17 protein-coding genes are annotated in these 17951 nt (G+C 68.8%); 10 read left to right on the top strand and 7 right to left on the bottom strand.

The genetic code is table 11. The annotated features are described in order from the left end of the window. Positions 1–7 precede the first annotated feature (7 nt). Entirely contained in the window at positions 8–742 is a 735-nt protein-coding gene (locus BLV92_RS07205) for a DUF3348 domain-containing protein (RefSeq protein ID WP_090543557.1), read from the bottom strand. A gap of 380 nt (positions 743–1122) precedes the next feature. Between BLV92_RS07205 and BLV92_RS32875 the strand changes: the two genes are divergently transcribed. Beyond that, positions 1123–2922 carry a methyl-accepting chemotaxis protein gene (locus BLV92_RS32875; RefSeq protein WP_280141393.1) on the top strand — a complete coding sequence of 600 codons (1800 nt, stop codon included), beginning with the start codon at positions 1123–1125 and terminating at the stop codon, positions 2920–2922. A 279-nt stretch (positions 2923–3201) separates the two neighbouring features. Here BLV92_RS32875 and BLV92_RS07215 read toward each other — a convergent pair whose 3' ends face one another. Both BLV92_RS07215 and BLV92_RS07220 read right to left on the bottom strand, forming a co-directional pair. Further along, a complete protein-coding gene (locus BLV92_RS07215; RefSeq protein ID WP_090543561.1) occupies positions 3202–4659 on the bottom strand; it encodes an ATP-binding protein in 1458 nt (485 codons plus the stop codon). Then, positions 4656–5369, bottom strand: a complete 714-nt coding sequence (locus tag BLV92_RS07220) for a response regulator (protein WP_090543563.1) — start codon at positions 5367–5369, stop codon at positions 4656–4658. The genes BLV92_RS07215 and BLV92_RS07220 overlap by 4 nt, the downstream gene beginning before the upstream one ends. A gap of 137 nt (positions 5370–5506) precedes the next feature. Between BLV92_RS07220 and BLV92_RS07225 the strand changes: the two genes are divergently transcribed. The 4 genes from BLV92_RS07225 to BLV92_RS07240 all read left to right on the top strand — a co-directional run bounded on the left by BLV92_RS07225 (position 5507) and on the right by BLV92_RS07240 (position 9938). Further along, positions 5507–6721: an ABC transporter substrate-binding protein gene (locus BLV92_RS07225; protein ID WP_090546905.1), complete on the top strand. Its 1215-nt coding sequence runs from the start codon at positions 5507–5509 to the stop codon at positions 6719–6721. Beyond that, positions 6718–7842, top strand: coding sequence for a FecCD family ABC transporter permease (locus tag BLV92_RS07230; RefSeq protein ID WP_090543566.1), 1125 nt, complete (start codon positions 6718–6720; stop codon positions 7840–7842). Before BLV92_RS07225 ends, BLV92_RS07230 begins: the two co-directional genes overlap by 4 nt. Continuing rightward, on the top strand, positions 7839–8666 hold the full coding sequence (locus tag BLV92_RS07235; protein ID WP_090543568.1) for an ABC transporter ATP-binding protein: 828 nt from the start codon (positions 7839–7841) through the stop codon (positions 8664–8666). Before BLV92_RS07230 ends, BLV92_RS07235 begins: the two co-directional genes overlap by 4 nt. Before the next feature lie 132 nt (positions 8667–8798). After that, positions 8799–9938, top strand: a complete 1140-nt coding sequence (locus BLV92_RS07240) for a porin (RefSeq protein WP_090543570.1) — start codon at positions 8799–8801, stop codon at positions 9936–9938. A gap of 607 nt (positions 9939–10545) precedes the next feature. Here BLV92_RS07240 and BLV92_RS07245 read toward each other — a convergent pair. From BLV92_RS07245 to BLV92_RS07255, 3 genes are all read right to left on the bottom strand, one after another. Beyond that, a complete protein-coding gene (locus BLV92_RS07245; protein ID WP_243842528.1) occupies positions 10546–10782 on the bottom strand; it encodes a hypothetical protein in 237 nt (78 codons plus the stop codon). 148 nt (positions 10783–10930) lie between these two features. Beyond that, entirely contained in the window at positions 10931–11722 is a 792-nt protein-coding gene (locus BLV92_RS07250) for a class I SAM-dependent methyltransferase (RefSeq protein WP_090543573.1), read from the bottom strand. A 96-nt stretch (positions 11723–11818) separates the two neighbouring features. Next, positions 11819–12067 (bottom strand): hypothetical protein, encoded by a 249-nt coding sequence (locus tag BLV92_RS07255; protein ID WP_090543575.1) that lies wholly within the window; start codon positions 12065–12067, stop codon positions 11819–11821. Positions 12068–12696: 629 nt separating this feature from the next. Between BLV92_RS07255 and BLV92_RS07260 the strand changes: the two genes are divergently transcribed. The 5 genes from BLV92_RS07260 to BLV92_RS07280 all read left to right on the top strand — a co-directional run bounded on the left by BLV92_RS07260 (position 12697) and on the right by BLV92_RS07280 (position 16323). Next, on the top strand, positions 12697–13314 hold the full coding sequence (locus BLV92_RS07260; RefSeq protein ID WP_090543577.1) for a glutathione S-transferase family protein: 618 nt from the start codon (positions 12697–12699) through the stop codon (positions 13312–13314). Positions 13315–13514: 200 nt separating this feature from the next. Next, positions 13515–13709, top strand: a complete 195-nt coding sequence (locus tag BLV92_RS07265) for a hypothetical protein (protein WP_090543579.1) — start codon at positions 13515–13517, stop codon at positions 13707–13709. Positions 13710–13960: 251 nt separating this feature from the next. Further along, complete coding sequence (locus BLV92_RS07270; protein WP_090543580.1) at positions 13961–15352, top strand: FAD-containing oxidoreductase; 1392 nt, start codon at positions 13961–13963, stop codon at positions 15350–15352. After that, entirely contained in the window at positions 15349–15693 is a 345-nt protein-coding gene (locus BLV92_RS07275; RefSeq protein ID WP_090543582.1) for a cupin domain-containing protein, read from the top strand. The genes BLV92_RS07270 and BLV92_RS07275 overlap by 4 nt, the downstream gene beginning before the upstream one ends. Before the next feature lie 141 nt (positions 15694–15834). Continuing rightward, the gene (locus BLV92_RS07280; protein ID WP_090543584.1) at positions 15835–16323 is read left to right on the top strand and encodes a metallophosphoesterase family protein; all 489 of its coding nucleotides are present in this window, start codon (positions 15835–15837) and stop codon (positions 16321–16323) included. A gap of 53 nt (positions 16324–16376) precedes the next feature. Here BLV92_RS07280 and proP read toward each other — a convergent pair whose 3' ends face one another. Further along, positions 16377–17828 (bottom strand): glycine betaine/L-proline transporter ProP, encoded by a 1452-nt coding sequence (proP, locus tag BLV92_RS07285; RefSeq protein WP_244283757.1) that lies wholly within the window; start codon positions 17826–17828, stop codon positions 16377–16379. Between the last annotated feature and the right edge of the window lie 123 nt (positions 17829–17951).

The raw sequence follows: 17951 nt of genomic DNA on the forward strand, positions 1-17951 counted from the left end.
GTCTGGGTTAGCGGGTGCGAAGGGCCGCGAGCAGCCCTTCGACCGGTTGAAACCGAACGTCGAGTTCGGCGAGCAATACGCTCTGCATATCGGTGCGAAACGCGCGCAGCCATGCGCCGGGCGCGGCGGCGCGCGTTTCGGTTGTGTCGGCATCGGCCGCCGGCGTCGGCTGTTGCGCGTCGCGCAGGCGTTCGAAGTGCGCGCCGAGCAGCGCCGGCACGGTCGCGAACAGGCCGCGCTCGCGCGCGCCGAGCGCGCGTTCCATCGCGGCGTCGACGGTCGCGAGCCGGGCCATCTCCGGTCCCATCGCGGCGACCATCACGCGCAGCCGCGCGCGCAGGTCGCCGAGGTCCGTCTCCATCGCCTGCTGGACCGCCAGGTAACGCTGCCGGAAGTCCGCGTAGTCGGCGGTCGTGTCCGCCGCGGCGGCGGCCTGCGCCGCCGATGCGCCGCGCATGGACGGCGCGCGCGTTGCCGCGGTGATTGCGCCCGTCAACGACCGGCGCGCGTGCGCGCACAGGCTCGATGCGTCGCCGCCGGCGGCCTGCGCGAAGCGCGCGGCCGCGGGCGGCGCGCCCGCGAGCGCCGTGGACAGCGTGATCGCGTCGGTCCAGCCGAGCCATTCGCTCAGCCGGTCCGACAGCGACTGCCGGGATTCGGAGACGTCGACGTCCGCGATGCGCGCAAGCAGGCGAACCAGCGTCGGGCCGCGGACCGCCGTGCGCTGAAGAGCTTGCACCATGCCAAAACAGCCAAAAAAGGCAGGAGTTTACACTCCCGCGGCCGATCGGCCGTCGTTCGGTGCGCCGATGCGGGTCGATACCGGCCGGACCCGGCCTTCGTCGGACGTCCTTCGATGATGCGTGCATACGCACTGCGAAAGCCGACGATCGGGGCTGCAGAAAGCCATGAGGCCTATCCGTCAACCTTCCGTTTAGCGCTTTTCCTCAGACCTGATGCGACTACGAATTTGCGCGACGACAGTTTTATGCATCGTCGCAAGGGTTCAGATTGGTCGACGGAGTCCGTTAAAGAGAGATGTCGGTTGCGGGTGCAACGCGGCCGACGACTCCGCCATCGATGGCCAACCTCTAATGTTCTGAATTCTGAAGAATGAAGCGAATGTCGTTGAACCGGAAAGCATGGAGCATCGTCGGTCTGCTATGGATCGCACTCATCGTGCTGGTGGTCATGAACGCAATCATGACGCGCTCGTCGATGCTCGACGAGCGCAGGAGCGAACTCGCGCAGCAGACGCAAATCGCGATGGGCGTGATCGGCTCGTATCAGAAGAAGGTCGGCACGAAGGAACTCACGGTGGACGACGCGAAGCGCGCGGCGATCGCGGCGCTGCGCGACGTGCGCTACGGTGCGGACCGCAGCGGCTATTTCGGCGTCTACGATTCGTCGCTGATCGCGCTGCTCGTGCCGCCGAAGCCCGAACTCGAATCGAAGGACCAGTCCGGCATGGTCGATGCGAACGGCACGCACATCGCGGTCGAGATCGTGAAGAGTTCGTCGCCGGGCGGCAATCATCTGAGCGCCTATGTGTGGCCGAAGCCGGGCCACGACGCGCCGGTCGCGAAGATCACCTATAGCGACGCGGTGCCCGAATGGGACTGGCACGTGTTCACCGGCGCGTACGTGGACGACATCGACGACATGTTCTACGGCGCGCTGGTGCGCAATCTCGTGCTGGTCGTGGTGATCGGCGCGTGCGTGACGCTCGGGATGCTGTGGCTGATCCGCAGCATCCGCACGAGCCTCGGCGGCGAGCCGGATCTCGCGGCGGACCTGTGCCGGCAGATCGCGGCGGGCGACCTGACGACGAAGGTCGAGCCGCGCAGCGGCGACAGCGGCAGCCTCCTGTACGCGATGGGCCAGATGCAGCGGCAACTGGTCGATACGGTGCGGCGCATCCAGGCGTCGGCCGAGTCGATCACGACCGGCACGAACGAGATCGCGGCGGGCAACATGGACCTGTCGTCGCGCACCGAGCAGCAGGCCGCGTCGCTCGAAGAGACGGCGGCCAGCATGGCCGAGCTGACGTCGACGGTGAAGCAGAACACCGAGAACGCGCGGCAGGGCACGACGCTCGCGCAGAGCGCGTCGGAGATCGCGGCGCGCGGCGGCGACGTGGTGCGCCGCGTGGTCGAGACGATGCACGACATCTCCGGCACGTCGGAGCGGGTCGAGCAGATCATCGGCGTGATTGACGGGATCGCCTTCCAGACCAACATCCTCGCGCTGAACGCGGCGGTCGAGGCCGCGCGCGCGGGCGAGCAGGGGCGCGGGTTCGCGGTGGTCGCGTCCGAGGTGCGCAGCCTCGCGCAGCGCAGCGCGAGCGCGGCGAAGGAGATCAAGGACCTGATCGGGCAGTCGGTCGCGCAGGTGAACGAAGGCTCGCGGCTCGTCGACGAGGCGGGCGCGACGATCGACGAAGTGGTGAAGTCCGCGCGACGCGTCGCCGACCTGATGGGCGAGATCGCGTCCGCGTCGGAAGAGCAGCACACCGGGATCGAGCAGGTGAACCAGGCGGTGTCGCAGATGGACGCGGTCACGCAGCAGAACGCGGCGCTCGTCGAGGAGGCGTCGGCGGCCGCGCAATCGATGGCCGCGCAGTCGAACGGGCTGCGCGAGGTCGTCGCGACGTTCAGGCTCGGAGCGGACGGGGCGCGGTCGGCGGCTGCGAATGCGGCGACCGCTGCCGGGCGCGGCGGTGCTTCGAGCGCGCCGCGTCCCGCCGTGCGGCGGACCGAGCCGACCATTGCGGCCGGGGCGTCGGCCGCATCCGCGAAGCCGGCCGCGCCGGCGAAACCCGTGAGGACGAAGCCGGTCGCGTCGGCTGCTGCCGCTGCGAAACCGGCGGCGTCCGCCGCGCCGGCACAGACCGCCAGTTCGGAGGACTGGGAGACGTTCTGATCCGTCGAGTCCGGGCGCCGCGTTTCGCGGCCGGATTAAAGCCGGCACGGAGCGCGGCGGCGTTTGCCGGGGCGGGAGGCGGTATGGATGGCAGGGCGGGCACCCGGCCGTGCGCCGCGTTTCGCCGGTCTGCACAACGGCATCCAGCGCGAATGCCGATTGCGGACTCGGAGCCGGCGATGTGACGAACTCAATCGATCCGCCGCATTTCGTCCGCGGTCATAGCCTTTGCGAAGCCCGTCCCGGCATCGCCGGAACGTCGGTCGCCCCCCATCCCGTTCAATCGTCGCGCGGCAGCGTCAATTCCGCGTCCAGCCCCGCGATCCGTCCCGCTTCGATCCGGTTGGTCAGCACCAGCGTTCCGCCATGCGCGGCCGCGATGCTGCGCGCGATCGTGAGCCCGAGGCCGGTGCCGCCCGGCGCTCCGTCGGCCTTCGGCGCGAGCCGGAAGTACGGCTCGAACACGCGCTCGCGCAGCGCGTCGTCCGCGATGCCGGGACCGCGATCGGCGATCACGATGCGCACGCGGCGGCCGTCGTCGTGCACGCCGATCGCCGCTTCGTTTCCATGGCGGATCGCGTTGTCGAGCAGGTTCTGAAGACAGCGTTTCAGGTTGCGCGGAAAACCCGCGACCGGCAGCCGCGCCGTACCTTCGACGCTCACGCGATGTCCCGCTTCGCGCGCATCGAGCGCGAGGCCTTCGAGCATCGAATCGACGTCGATCCGCTGCCGCGCCTCGGTGATTTCGATGCCCTGCACCGCGTCGAGCGTCGCGCGGACCATCGCTTCCATGTCGTCGAGATCGCCGCGCAGCCGTTCGCGCCACGCCGGGTCGGGCAGCATCTCGGTGCGCAGGCGCAGCCGCGTCAACGGCGAACGCAGGTCGTGCGACACCGCGCTCAGGAAACGCGTGCGCGCGGCGAAACTGTCGATCAGCTGCTGCTGCATCGCGTTGAACGAGCGCGCCGCGCGGCGCACCTCGCGCGGGCCGCCGACCGGCAGCGGCGCGCGATAGATGTTGCGGCCGAGCGATTCGGCCGCGACGGCGAAGCGGTGCAGCGGGTTCAGCGCGAGCCGCACCGCGATCAGCGCGAGCGCGCAGATCGCGACGAAGCGGATCAGATAGATGCGCAGCAGGTAGTCGAGCACGAGCGTCCCGCGCTCGGTGTGCATGCCGGCCTGGCCTTCGTTCGAGCGGATGTCGAGCCAGCCCTGGCCGGGCACCCGCAGTTGCACGTGGAAGTCGCCGGTCGGCATCCGCGAATCGAACAGGCTCAGGATGCCGCGGTGGCGGCCCGAGTCGTCGCGCACCTGCGCCTCGACGAGGCGCACGTCGATCGGCTCGCCGAGCCGCTTGCGGATCACGCCTTCGATCAGCTCGCCGGTCGCGTGCTGGGCGAGCGGCCGCGCGCCGGGGGCCGGCGGCGGCGCGGCGGCCAGCCATTGCAGTTGATAACGCGCGTCGCCGAGCCGCGCGACGACCGCGTCGCGCGCGGCCGCGTCGGGCGCGCGTTCGAGCAGGCGCACGGTGTCCGCGAGGCGGCTCGCGAACAGCCGCGCCGGGATTTCGAGCGTGCGGTTGTCGTGCGTGTCGAACCAGATCGTGCTGGTCAGCAACTGGCCGGCGAACATGCCGGCCGCGAGGATCGCGACGAGCCGGCCGAACAGCGTGTCCGGCCACGCGCGCAGTCTCGCGAGCGCGCGCAGCGCGCGATGGACGCGATGTGCGCGGCTCATGCTTCGTACGCGACGTCGGCGACCAGCATGTAACCCTCGTTGCGCACGGTGCGGATCAGCGACGCGTTGCGCGCCGAGTCCTTCAGGTGATGCCGCAGCCGGCTCACGCAGACGTCGATCGACCGGTCGAGCGGCGTCATGCCTTTGTCGAACACGCGGTCGAGCAGGAATTCGCGCGACAGCGGCCGGTTCGGATGGTCGAGCAGCGTGCGCAGCGTCCGGTAGTCCGAACCGCCGAGCGACACGACGATGCCGTCCGGCGAGCACATCTGCTTCATCCGCGTGTCGAGCCGCCAGCCGGCGAACTTCACGAACGCGCTCGCGTCGGCCGCGCGCGCGCCGGGCGCCGCGCGCGTGCGGCGCAGCACGACCTTGATCTTCGCGACCAGTTCGCGCGGGTCGAACGGCTTCGGCAGATAGTCGTCGGCGCCCATCTCCAGCCCGAGTATCCGGTCGAGCAGGCCGCCGCGCGCGGACAGGATGATGACCGGCACGCCGTGCTCGCGGCACAGGTCGCGGGTCAGGTCGAGACCATCCTCGCCGTCGAGCATCAGGTCGAGCACGACCAGATCGACCGGCGCGGTCTTCAGGATCTGCTTCATCTGCGCGCCGCCGGTCGCGGCGGCGGCGTCGTAGCCCATCTCGCGCAGGTAGTCGCGCAGCAGTTGGCGGATGTTGGGATCGTCGTCGACGACCAGGATGTGATCCATCGCGTTCTCTTGTTGTCGCGGACCTTCGGGCCAACACATTCCATTACAAAACGGCCGCGTTTCAACACATCGCCATTACAAAGCATCGCTAAAGTGACGCGTGCAAATAGCAATCGTTCTCATTCGTGAACTATATCATGTCGATGTCACGCATTTTTCGGGCGGCGCGCGGCGCGCTCGCCGTCACGGGTGCGATCAGCGCGCTCGCGGGCGCGCCGGCGGCGCGCGCGGCCGACGCGAACGCGCCTGGATCGAACGCCGCGCCGGCCACGCTGACCGACCTCGCCGGCCGCGTCGTGAAGGTGCCGGCCGAGCCGCACCGGATCCTGCTTGGCGAGAGCCGTCTGCTCGAAGCGGTCGCGCTGCTGGAAGGACCGAAGCCGCTCGCGCGGATCGTCGGCTGGCAGGGCGACCTGCCGACGATGGACCCGCAGACCTTCGACGCCTACGCGCGCAAGTTTCCGGAGATCCGCACGATCCCGCTGATCGGCAAAGCGACCGAGGACAGCATCAGCCCGGAGAAGGCGCTCGCGCTGAAGCCGGACGTCGCGATCTTCAGCATCGCGGGCCATGGGCCGAGCCGCTACAACGCGCTGGTCAGGCAACTGGAGGCGACCGGCACGACGGTGGTGTTCGTCGATTTCCGCGTGCATCCGATGCAGGACACGCTGCCGGGCATCCGTCTGCTCGGCGCGGTGCTGCACCGCGAACCGCAGGCCGACGCGTACATCCGGTTCTATCAGCAGCATCTCGCGCGCGTGCAGCGCGTCGTCAGTGCGATTGCCCCCGCGCAGCGGCCGAAGGTGTTCGTCGACATGCTGGCCGGCGTGTGGGACGCGGGCTGCTGCCACACGGCGGGCAACGGCAATTTCGGCGAGTTCGTCGATGCGGCCGGCGGCCGCAACATCGCGGCGGGCCTGCTGCCGGGCGTGCTCGGCGACATCAGCATGGAGCAGGTGATCGCCGCGCGGCCGGACGTCTATATCGCGACCGGCAGCCGCACGAAACCGGGTCTCGCGTCGCTGCGGGTCGGTCCGCTGACCGATGCGCACGACGCGCAGGCGAGCCTCGCGCAACTGGCCGCGCGGCCGGGCTTCGATGCGATCAAGGCGATCCACGACGGCCGCGTGCACGGGATCTCGCACAACTTCTACGACTCGCCGTACAACATCGTCGCGATCGAGGCATTCGCGAAGTGGTTCTATCCGCAGCAGTTCGCGTCGCTCGACGTGCAGGCGACCGAGGACGAACTGTATCGCCGTTTCCTCGCGATTCCGGACGGCGGCACCGAGTGGGTCGATGCGCCGCTGCCGGCCGCGCCGCTCGCTCAGGCCATGCAGGCCGCGCGATGAGCGACGCGCGCGTGCCGGCGTCGGCCGGCTACGACGGGCGGGCGGCGAGCCACGGACTCGACGTGTCCGACGTGTCCGACGCGCTCGCGCCGCTGCGTGCGTACGCGCGCGTCACGCGCCGCCGCGCGTTGAGTCTCGTCGCGGTCGTCGCGCTGATCGTCGCGTCGCTGCTGTTCGACCTGAGTTCGGGGCCGTCCGGGCTGCCGCTCGCGACGCTGCTGCACACGCTGTTCGAGCGCGCGTCGGCCGATCCGGCCAGCAGCGTGATCGTGTGGCAGATCCGCCTGCCGTACGCGGTGATGGCGCTCGCGGTTGGGGCGGCGCTCGGCCTGTCGGGCGCGGAGATGCAGACGATCCTGAACAATCCGCTCGCGAGCCCGTACACGCTCGGCGTATCGGCGGCGGCCGCGTTTGGCGCGTCGCTCGCGATCGTGCTCGACGTCGCGATTCCGGGCGTCGCACAGACGTGGATCGTATCGGCGAACGCGTTCGTGTTCGCGTTCGCGTCGGCGCTGCTGCTCGACGCGGTCGCGCGCTGGCGCGGGATGAGCACGGCCGGCGTCGTGCTGATGGGGATCGCGCTGGTGTTCTCGTTCCATGCGCTCGTCGAGCTGATGCAGTTCATCGCGTCCGCGGACGCATTGCAGGGCCTCGTGTTCTGGACGCTCGGCTCGCTGGCTCGCGCGGACTGGCCGAAGATCGGCGTGCTGGTCGCGGCGCTCGCGCTCGCGCTGCCGCTGTCGATGCGCAACGCGTGGACGCTGACGGCGCTGCGCCTCGGCGAGGACCGCGCGGCGAGCTTCGGCATCGACGTGCGGCGGCTGCGGCTCGTCACGCTGCTGCGCGTATCCGTGCTGTCGGCGCTAGCGGTGTCGTTCGTCGGCACGATCGGCTTCGTCGGACTGATCGCGCCGCACATCGCGCGCACGCTGTTCGGCGAGGATCACCGCTTTTATCTGCCGGGCAGTCTGCTGCTCGGCGCGCTGATGCTGTCGCTCGCGTCGATTGCGTCGAAGCTGCTGGTGCCGGGCGTGCTGATCCCGGTCGGCATCGTCACCGCGCTGGTCGGGATTCCGCTGTTCCTCGCGATCGTCGTGCGTTCGCAGGGGGCGTCGCAATGAGCGGGCTCGCGATCCGCGACCTGTCGGTGCGCTACGGCCGGCGCGACGTGCTCCGCGGCCTGACGGCCGGCCCGCTGCCGCGCGGGCGGATCACCGCGCTGCTCGGGCCGAACGGCAGCGGCAAGTCCACGCTGCTGCGCGCGCTCGCGGGGCTCGCGCCCGCCAGCGGCGGCGGGCTGACGCTCGACGGCGAGACGCTCGCGCTGTCGGCGGCGAGCGCGCGTTCGCACAGCGTCGTTTATCTGCCGCAGGCGCTGCCGGCCGGCGTGCGTCTGCAGGTGCTGGAGTCGGTGCTGGTCGCGAGCCGCGCGGGGCGCGGGTGGGCGGACGCTGCGGCGCTGCGCGGGCGCACGCCGGCGGCTGGTCTCGCGATGGCGCACGCGGCGCTCGCGCGGCTCGGCATCGACACGCTCGCGAACCGCACGCTCGACGAATTGTCCGGCGGCCAGCGGCAACTGGTGGGCATCGCGCAGGCGCTGGTCCGCGATCCGCAGGTGCTGCTGCTCGACGAGCCGCTGTCCGCGCTGGACCTGAACCATCAGTTCCACGTGATGCAGGTGCTGCGCGACGTGACGCGCGAACGCGGACTCGTGACCGTCGTCGTGCTGCACGACATCAACGCGGCGGTGCGCGGCTGCGATTACGCGATGCTGCTGCACCGCGGGCGCATCGAGCGTTTCGGGCCGCCGGCCGAGGTGGTCACGCCGGCGAGCCTTGCGGACGTTTTCGGGGTGGACGCGCGCATCGAGCCATGCTCGCGCGGCTATCCGCAGGTTCTGATCGACGGTCTCGCCGGTCAGGTGGGCATCGCCAGCCGTCTCTAGCACGGCCCAGCCAGCCCGTTCACTTCGTCGTGCGACGCACGCGGCCCGCCTTCGCGCCTTCGTTTCGCGTGAAGGCGCGGGCGGCGCGCGCCCGCGCGGCTTCGACACGACAACACGACATCACGGGAAACAATGAAAAAGACCATCGTCGCCGCCGCGTGCGCGGCAGCTTATGCGTGCGGGGCGCATGCGCAGAACAGCGTGACGCTGTACGGCCTGATCGACGCGGGCCTGTCCTGGACGAGCAACGCGAAGGGCTCGAAGCTGTGGCAGGCGGGCAGCGGCAACGTGACCGGCAGCCACTGGGGAATCCTCGGGCGCGAGAACCTGGGCGGCGGCACGTCGGCGCTGTTCGAACTGGAGAACGGCTTCAGCGTGACGAACGGCTCGCTGCGCCAGGGCGGGCGGCTGTTCGGTTATCAGGCGTACGTGGGGCTCGCGAACGATCGCTATGGCACGCTGACGCTCGGCCGGCAGTACGACCCGGTCGTCGATTACCTCGCGCCGCTCAGCTTCACGGGGCGTCATCCGGGCGGCAACAACCTGAGCATGCACCCGTACGACAACGACAATCTGAACAACTCGTTTCGCGTGAACAACGCGGTCAAGTACGCGAGCGTCGATTTCGCGGGGCTGAAGTTCGGCGGGCTGTATGGATTCTCGAACGAGGCGGGTGGTTTCGCGGACAACCGGCTGTACAGCGTCGGCGCGTCGTATGCGAACGGGCCGCTGCTGTTCGGCGCGGGCTACCTGCAGGCGAACAACGGCGGCAGCAGCAACACCGACGGCGCGCTCACGCTGACCGACCGCTCGTTCATCGCGGCGCGGCAGCGCACGTATGGCGCGGGCGTGAACTATCTGGCTGGCCGCGCGCGGTTCGGCGCGGTGTGGACGCGCACGCAGCTGGGCGGCCTCGACACGATCAACGGCGCGAACGGGCTCGGGCTCGTGCAGAACGGGCAGGGCGCGAGTTTCAGCAACTACGAGGTCAACGCGAGTTATGCGTTCACGCCGTTCTTCAGCCTGAACGGCGAATACACGTTCACGCAGGGGACGCTGTCGGGTGCGGACGGCGAGCATCGGCCGCGCTGGCACGAGGTGTCGGTGCAGGCGGACTACTTCCTGTCGAAGCGGACCGACGTGTATGCGCAGGTCAGTTATCAGCACATCGGCGCGGACGGGGCGGGGCTAGGCGCGGATATCGGCGGGCAGACGCCGTCGTCGTCGAACCAGCAGACGGTCGTCGGCGTCGGAATGCGGCACCGGTTCTAACGCGTGCGTGACGCGGAAGGTTTGGCGCGTGAAACGGGAACAGTGGCCCGGAGCCTCGGCGCGGGCAACCGGCCGTTGTTCGCGCTGGCCTTCCGCTGGTGGCGGCATGGCTTGCCGGCGTTCTGAGCGGAAGCGGTAGGGGGCAGGCTGGCGGGTCTTGTTCAGGGCCGGTATGGATGCCGAAACGAAAGCCGCTGCCGAAATGGCGATAACGTTTTGCCGGAATCGGGGATGGAACGAGGCGGGAGACGGAAAAAGCAGGAACGGGCGACGAACGTCGTCCGGTAGGGCAGTCGGGAAGGGCGGTTCGGTCCGTTATTCGGCGGCGGAACGGCCGCGGATCTTGCCGGTCACCGGGTGGACCAGCTTCGCGAATCCGAACAGCGCCGCGATCCCGAAGGGACAGATGATAAAAAAGGCAGTTAACATGATACAAACGTAACCAAATGTATCGCGAGTGTACTCCGGGAATGCGGATTGAATACCAGGGCAAACGTCAACAAACTGTTTTACATTTGACGAATATGGCGGTCACAAACGTCTGAGCAAAGAGCCGCCGCGCGGCGTGAAATACGGGCGGCGAAGGGAGGCGGAACGGGATGGGAACTTACAGGCAGTCGAACACGACTTCGACGGACTGGCGGGTCACCCCACGCAGTCCCTGGCTATGCACGGTGACCTCGTGCATCTGCTTGTTGTGCCGGGTGCAGTACGCCTGAGCCTGCTTGACGCCGGTTTTCCGGACGTGGTTCCACGAGACGAGATTCCAGCGGGAAAAACAGGTGACGGAGAGATGGCCGTCCTGCGTCGAGTTGATTCCCGATACCGATGTACAAGCAGTCAACGACCCGATTACGACCAACAGGATACGTCCTTTCATAACCCTCCCCGGTTCCCGGCATTGTCCCGACAACGCAGAACGCTGGCAACCGGAAAGAAAGTGCCGGTGCGCGCCCGAGGCGGGTCGCCGCGGAGCGGACTGCGCGGGTGGGTTAGCGCGCGAGCTTCACCGCGTCGAATGCGTCGGTCACGTAAGGCACGGTGACCGTCTGCCGTCCGTTCAGCGTGGGCTGTGCGGCGATCAGCGCGCGGACTTCCGCGTCGACCTGCGCCTGTTCGTCGGCGGGCAGCGCCGCGATGAAACTCGTCGAGCGCACGCGCGCGACGATCACGTCTTCCGGCGATCCGGTATGGCCGAACGAAAAATGTTGGGTGTGCAACGGACTGAAGCCGTCGAACGGAAACGCCGCGCGCCACGCGCCGGTGTAGTAGCGCGGCGCGTCGCCTTCGTGGCGGTTCACGATCGCGTCGAGTTGCGCGACCCAGCCGACGCGCGCATCGCGCAGATTCCAGATCAGCCCGAGCCGGCCGCCCGGCTTCAGCACGCGATGGATTTCCGCGAGCGCGGCCGCGTTGGCGAACCAGTGGAACGACTGTGCGCAGACGACCGCGTCGACCGAATCGTCCGCGAGCGGCAGCGCGGTGGCGGTGCCGTCGATCGCCTCGACCTGCGGCAGCGCGGCGGCCAGCTTGTCGCGCATCGCGGCGACCGGTTCGGCCGCGATCACGTGCGCGCCGGTGTCGACGAGCCGGCGGGTGAACTTCCCGGTGCCGGCGCCGAGATCGACGACGGTGCGGCCCGGCTGCAGGCCGAGCGTGCCGCACAGCCACGCGGCGACTTCGGGGGGATAGTCGGGACGGCCGCGCACGTAGTTGTCGGCGGTCGTCGTATAACCTTCGGCCGCGGCGCGATGCACGCCGGCGGCAGGCGAGGAGTCGGTCATCTGGGGCGCTCCGGGTATGGTCGGCGGGTGGACGCGAGCATACCATCCGGCCGCGCGCATCAGGCGCGGCCGCCGGGAACGGCGGAGCGCCGGCGCTCAGTCGTGGGCGACGATCTTGCCGATTTCTCCGTAGCCGGAAACGAGGCACGCGGACAGGAAATTCTCACCCTGACTGCGCGCGCCGATTTCGGTGAAGCCGCGGCCGAGTGCTTCGGCCTTCACGAGTTCCGATCCCTGCGCGCAGGTCACCTTGCCCGATTCGTGGGCCTGCACGCGCGTCATGGTCCGGTTCGCAACCACAAGGGCGAGGACGATGACAACGGCGATATTGAATGCTTGTCTCATGATTTCGTCTCCTTGTACATTGAGACTAGTCCACGCGCGCCGCTACCGATGCCAGGAGTTTCCCGGCGATGCGGTGCAGCAGATGCGGCGTCTAAAAACAGCGTTCGATGCGTACTGCCTGGCACTTTTCCGTCAGACGATTCGGGATGCAGACCGAAGCGCGTTCACCAGCGCGGGTTGCGGCGCATCCCGCGCATACGCGGCGCTGGCACTGCGTTGCAGCATTGCCGCGCCGCCGCACGCGGGACGTCAGCAAACGAATCTAGCGCCGCACAGGGAGTACAGCGCGTGGCACATCGACGCGTCGCGTTCGCGCGGCTGGTTTCGATGCAACGGACTTGCGTTGTGTCGAATGCGGAAGCGTTATTCGACTGATGAATGGGCGGTGCGTAGGGGTGTCGGTCGGTGTCGGTCGGTGTCGGTCGTTGCCGACATCATCGGAATCTGACAGACGAAGCCGGGTCCGCCGAACGCGATGGCGGTCGTGGTCAACGGCGGCTGCATAAACCGGTTCCGATGCGTTGCCCGTGGCGCAGTTTTACGACGGCGGCCAAGGTTGCTAACCGCTATCCAATGCGGCACCATCGACAATCCGTCCCCTGTTTTTGTTCTATTCGCGAGGTGAGGCAATGCAACTGATCGGCATGATGGATTCCCCGTATGTGCGCCGCGTGGCGATCTCGCTGCACGTGCTCGGGTTGCCGTTCGAGCACCGCAGCGTGTCGGTGTTCCGGCATTTCGACGAGTTCGCGAAGATCAACCCGGTCGTAAAGGCGCCGACGCTAGTCGACGACGGCGGCGCCGTGCTGGTCGATTCGACGCTGATCCTCGACTACCTCGACCGCAAGGTGCCGGCGGAACGGCGTCTGCTGCCGGAGGATCTGGCGACGCGCACGTTCGCGCTGCGCGTGGTCGGCTTCGGACTCGCGGCGGCCGAAAAGACCGTGCAGCAGGTGTACGAGCGCGAACTGCGTCCGGCGGAGCGGCAGCACGAGCCGTGGTTCGAGCGCGTGCGCGCGCAGATGCACGCGGCGTATGGCGTGCTCGAGCAACTGGTCGCCAGTCGCGGCGACGGCTGGCTGTGCGCGGACCGCATCACCCAGGCGGACATCACGGCGGCCGTCGCGTGGCGTTTCACGCAATACATGCTGCCCGGTGCGCTGGACGCCGTGCGGTATCCGGCGCTGACCGCGTTGTCCGCGCGGCTGGAGGCGCTGCCCGAGTTCGTCGCGACGCCGCTCGAATAACCTGTTTCGTAGCGCGCGCCCGTGGCGCGCCGCCGGCCCGGATCGTCCCGGGCGTCGGGATAACCCGGATTGTTCGCGGAATGTGACAACTGACTTCGTCCGCGGCCCATTTATCCGCGGCATCGGCCTCCGTAGAATCCCACCATCGAATTGCGACGACGGACGGCTTCTCCGCCCCCGCGCACGCGAAAGGGGCCGTCATGAAATCTTTTATCGAACGCCAGCTATATCAGCCCGCCGTGGTCCTGCCGATGGTGGACCTGATGCAACTGATGGTGTCGCACGACTTCAACATGAGCCAGGTGGGCTTCATGGTGGCGACGCGCGGCGCGCGCGCCGCCCTCCAGCGTTCGCGCAGGCTGCTGTGCGCCGCGCATTGCGGCGGCGCGCACTGAATTTCGCCGGCGAGGCCGCGTCAGCCCGCCGGTTTTACCTCTCCCCCGACGCATGACGGTGCCGCCCGTGTGCCGTTGTGTCGTCACCCTGTGAGCTGCCCTTCGGGGCGGCTCTTTTTTTGCCTTTTTTCCGTCGCACTGCCGCTTCCCGCCCGGTCGCCGACGGCGGACCGGGTGCGCTCCGTGCTGTGCGGTGCGGCGTAAGATGGCGCGAGGCGCTCCACCAGACGTTCATCCGAAGGAGATGCGGCATGGCACAGCAATTCGATGCAATCGTGATCGGCACCGGACAGAGCGGCCCGCCGCTCGCCGTGCGGCTCGGCGCAAGCGGCCGCAGGACCGCGGTGATCGAGCGGGCGGCGTTCGGCGGCACCTGCGTGAACGTCGGCTGCACGCCGACCAAGGCGTACGTCGCGTGCGCGCGTGCCGCGCACGTTGCGCGGCACGCGGCGGATTTCGGCGTGCGGCTCGGCGCGTCACCCGGCGACATCAGCGTCGATCTTGCCTACGTGAAAGCGCGCAAGGACAAGATCATCGGCGGGTCGCGGCAAAGCGTCGAGAAGTGGCTGCGCACCGCGGACAACGTGAGCGTGTTCACCGGGCACGCGCGGTTCACCGGCCCCCACGCGGTGCACATCGAATTGCACGACGGCGAGCCGCTCGACCTCGAAGCGCCGGAAATCTTCATCAATACCGGCACGCGCGCAGGGGTGCCGTCCGTTCCCGGGCTCGACCGCGTGCGCTACGAAACGAATTCGACGCTGCTCGACCTCGATACGCTGCCCGCGCATCTCGCGATCGTCGGCGGCAGTTACGTCGCGCTCGAATTTGCGCAGATGTTTCGCCGTTTCGGCAGCCGCGTGACGGTGCTCGTGCGCGGCGATCGCGTGCTCGCGCGCGAGGACGACGACGTTTCGCACGCGGTGCAGCAGGTGCTCGCGCGCGAGGGCGTCGTGTTCCGCTTCGGCGTCGAGCCGCGCCGCGTCGATCCGCATGACGGCGGCGTGCGGATCGCGCTCGACGGCGAGCCGCTCGACGCGTCGCATCTGCTGTTCGCGACCGGCCGGCTGCCGAACACCGACGACCTCGGCCTCGACGCAGCCGGCATCGAAACGGACCGCCACGGCCTCATTCCGGTGGACGGCCAGTTGCGCACGAACGTGACCGGCGTGTGGGCGCTCGGTGACGTGAACGGTCGCGGCGCGTTCACGCATACGTCGTACGACGACTATCAGGTCGTCGCGGCGAACCTGCTCGACGGCGCGAGCCGTAGCGTCGATACGCGGATTCCCGCGTATGCGGTGTTCGTCGATCCGCCGCTCGCGCGGGTCGGGCTCAGCGAACGCGACGTGCGCGCGAGCGGCCGCGACGCGCTGATCGCGACGATGCCGATGTCGCGCGTCGGCCGCGCGCGCGAGCGCGGCGAGACTGACGGCTTCATGAAGGCGCTCGTCGATGCACAGACGAAGCGGATTCTCGGCGCGGCGATCTTCGGGATCGAAGGCGACGAGGCGATCCATACGTTCATCGACACGATGACCGCCGACGCGCCGTACACGACGCTGCAATTCGCGATGCACGTGCATCCGACCGTCAGCGAGCTGGTGCCGACGCTGCTCGACGGACTGAAGCCGCTCGCATGAGGCCGACGGTCGGCAACCTGTACGCGGATCTCGCGCCGGACGCGGCGGCCGAACGTTTCGACGCGCTGCTCGCGCGCCGCGACGTGACGATCGAGCGGATCGTGTCGATGGGGCAGACGAGTCCGGACGGCTTCTGGTACGACGATCCGCGCGACGAATGGGTCGTGCTGCTCGCCGGCGCTGCGGCGTTGCAGTTCGACGGCGGCGCGGGCGAGCTTCGGCTTGCACCAGGCGATCACGTGCATATTCCCGCGCACTGCCGGCATCGCGTCGCGTGGACCGATGCGCGGGAGCCGACGGTGTGGCTCGCGGTGTATTTCCCGGCGGGCGAGGGACGCTAGAGGGCTGCCGGCGATGGAGCGCATCGGCGCCACGCGTGATGCGCCGCGGCCGGCTCGCCGATAATGAACGCCAACGCCAACGCCAACGCCAACGCCAACGCCAACGCCAACGCCAACGCCAACGCAACAACCCGAACCGCCATGCCCGCAAGTCTTTTCCCAGCCACGACCCGCGTCGCACTGATCTCCGACACGCACAACCTCATGCGTCCCGAGTTGCTGCGTTTCGTCGAAGGCTGCGATGCGATCGTCCATGCGGGCGACATCTGCGACGCGGCCGTGCTCGACACGCTCGCGCGCATCGCGCCGCTGACCGCGGTGCGCGGCAACAACGATCGCGGCGCATGGGCCGATGTGCTGCCAGTCCAGGCCAGATTCGACGTCGGCGGCGTGCGTATCGCGGTCGTGCACGAACTGCCGGACCTGAGCGGCGATCCGCGCAACGACGGTGTCGCGGTGGTCGTCAGCGGGCATTCGCACAAGCCGTCGCTCGACACCCGCGATGGTGTGATCTACGTGAATCCCGGCAGCGCCGGCCCGCGCCGCTTCCGTTTGCCGATCACCGCCGCGATGCTGACGATCGGCGCGAGCGGCGCGCTGTCGATCGAGCATATGCCGCTGGTCGAATGAAAAAGCCGGCGCGAAGCCGGCTTGCAGAGCAGAACGAATCGGCGCGTCGAACGTCAGACGCGCACCGCCGCGTTCGCGTAATCGTCGTCGAGTTCGCGCGCGACCCGCGCGCCGCGCAGCACCGCATGCGCTTCGGCCTTCGTGCCGACGCACGGCGCGGAGCCCGGCAGCGGCCGGCGCGCGGTCTCGCGCAGCGCGAGCACGGTGACGAGGCCGATCGCGGCCGCGCCCATCAGGTAATACGCGGGCATCATCAGGTCGTGCGTCGTTTCGACGAGCCACGCGGCGACGAGCGGCGTCGTGCCGCCGAACAGCGACACCGACACGTTGAAGCCGATCGCGAGCGCGCCGTAGCGGACCGGCGTCGGGAACAGCGCGGGCAGCGCGGACGGCATCGCGCCGGTGAAGCACGACAGCAGCGCGCCGAGCATCAGGATCCCGAAGAACACCGGCAGCAGCGAGCCGGTCTGGATCAGCAGCAGCGCGGGCGCCGACAGCGCGATCAGTCCGACGCAGCCCGCGAGCATCACCGGCTTGCGGCCGATCAGGTCCGACAGGTGGCCGAAGCCGAGCGTCATCGGCATCATCAGCACCATCACGAGCAGCACGAGGAAGAGGCCGTGCGTCTCGTTGAAGTGCAGCGTCGCGGACAGATAACCCGGCAGGTACGACAGCGCCATGTAGTCGGTCACGTTGAAGACCAGCACCAGCCCGACGCACAGCAGCAGCGGCCGTAGCTGCTCCGTGAACAGCGCGCGCAGCGTCGGCTTCGGCAGCGCGTGGTCGGCGGCTTCGCGCGCCTCGGCTTCGCGCCTGAACGCGGGCGTTTCTTCGAGCTTCATCCGGATGTACAGCCCGACGAGGCCGAGCGGACCGGCGATCAGGAACGGCACGCGCCAGCCCCAGTCGAGCAGCGCGGTTTCGGACAGCGTCGCGGTCAGCAGCGCGACGGTGCCCGCGCCGAGCACGTAGCCGATCAGCGTGCCGAATTCGAGGAAGCTGCCCATGAAGCCGCGGCGCTTGTCGGTCGCGAACTCGGCGATGAAGGTCGCCGCGCCGCCGTACTCGCCGCCGGTCGAGAAGCCCTGCACGAGCCGCGCCGCGAGCAGCAGCAGTGGGGCGGCGAAGCCGATCGACGCATACGACGGAATCAGCCCGATCGCGAAGGTGCCGCACGCCATCAGGATCATCGTCATCGCGAGCACGCGCTGGCGGCCGATGCGGTCGCCGAGCGGGCCGAACACCATGCCGCCGACCGGCCGCACGAGGAATGCGGCGGCGAACGTGCCGAACGTCGCGATCAGTTGCGCGGACGGGCTGCTGGACGGGAAGAACACTTTGCCGAGCGTGACGGCGATGTAGCTGTACACGCCGAAGTCGAACCATTCCATCGCGTTGCCGAGCGCCATCGCGCCGACGGCGCGTTTGAGCAGGCTGCGGTCGACGATCGTGATGTCGTCGAGGGTCAGGGGTTCGGGCTGGGAGCCGGTGCGGGATGCGGTCAAGGTCAGAGTCTCCAGTGACAGCGCGGAAACGCCGGGGCGATCCGCTTCGGTTGCCGGAGCGTGTTTTTTCGCGAAAAGCCGGGACCGCCGCGCCCGATGGAGCGCATGAAAGGCAAGCCGGTG

The organism is Paraburkholderia caballeronis (genome assembly GCF_900104845.1).
GTDB lineage: Bacteria > Pseudomonadota > Gammaproteobacteria > Burkholderiales > Burkholderiaceae > Paraburkholderia > Paraburkholderia caballeronis.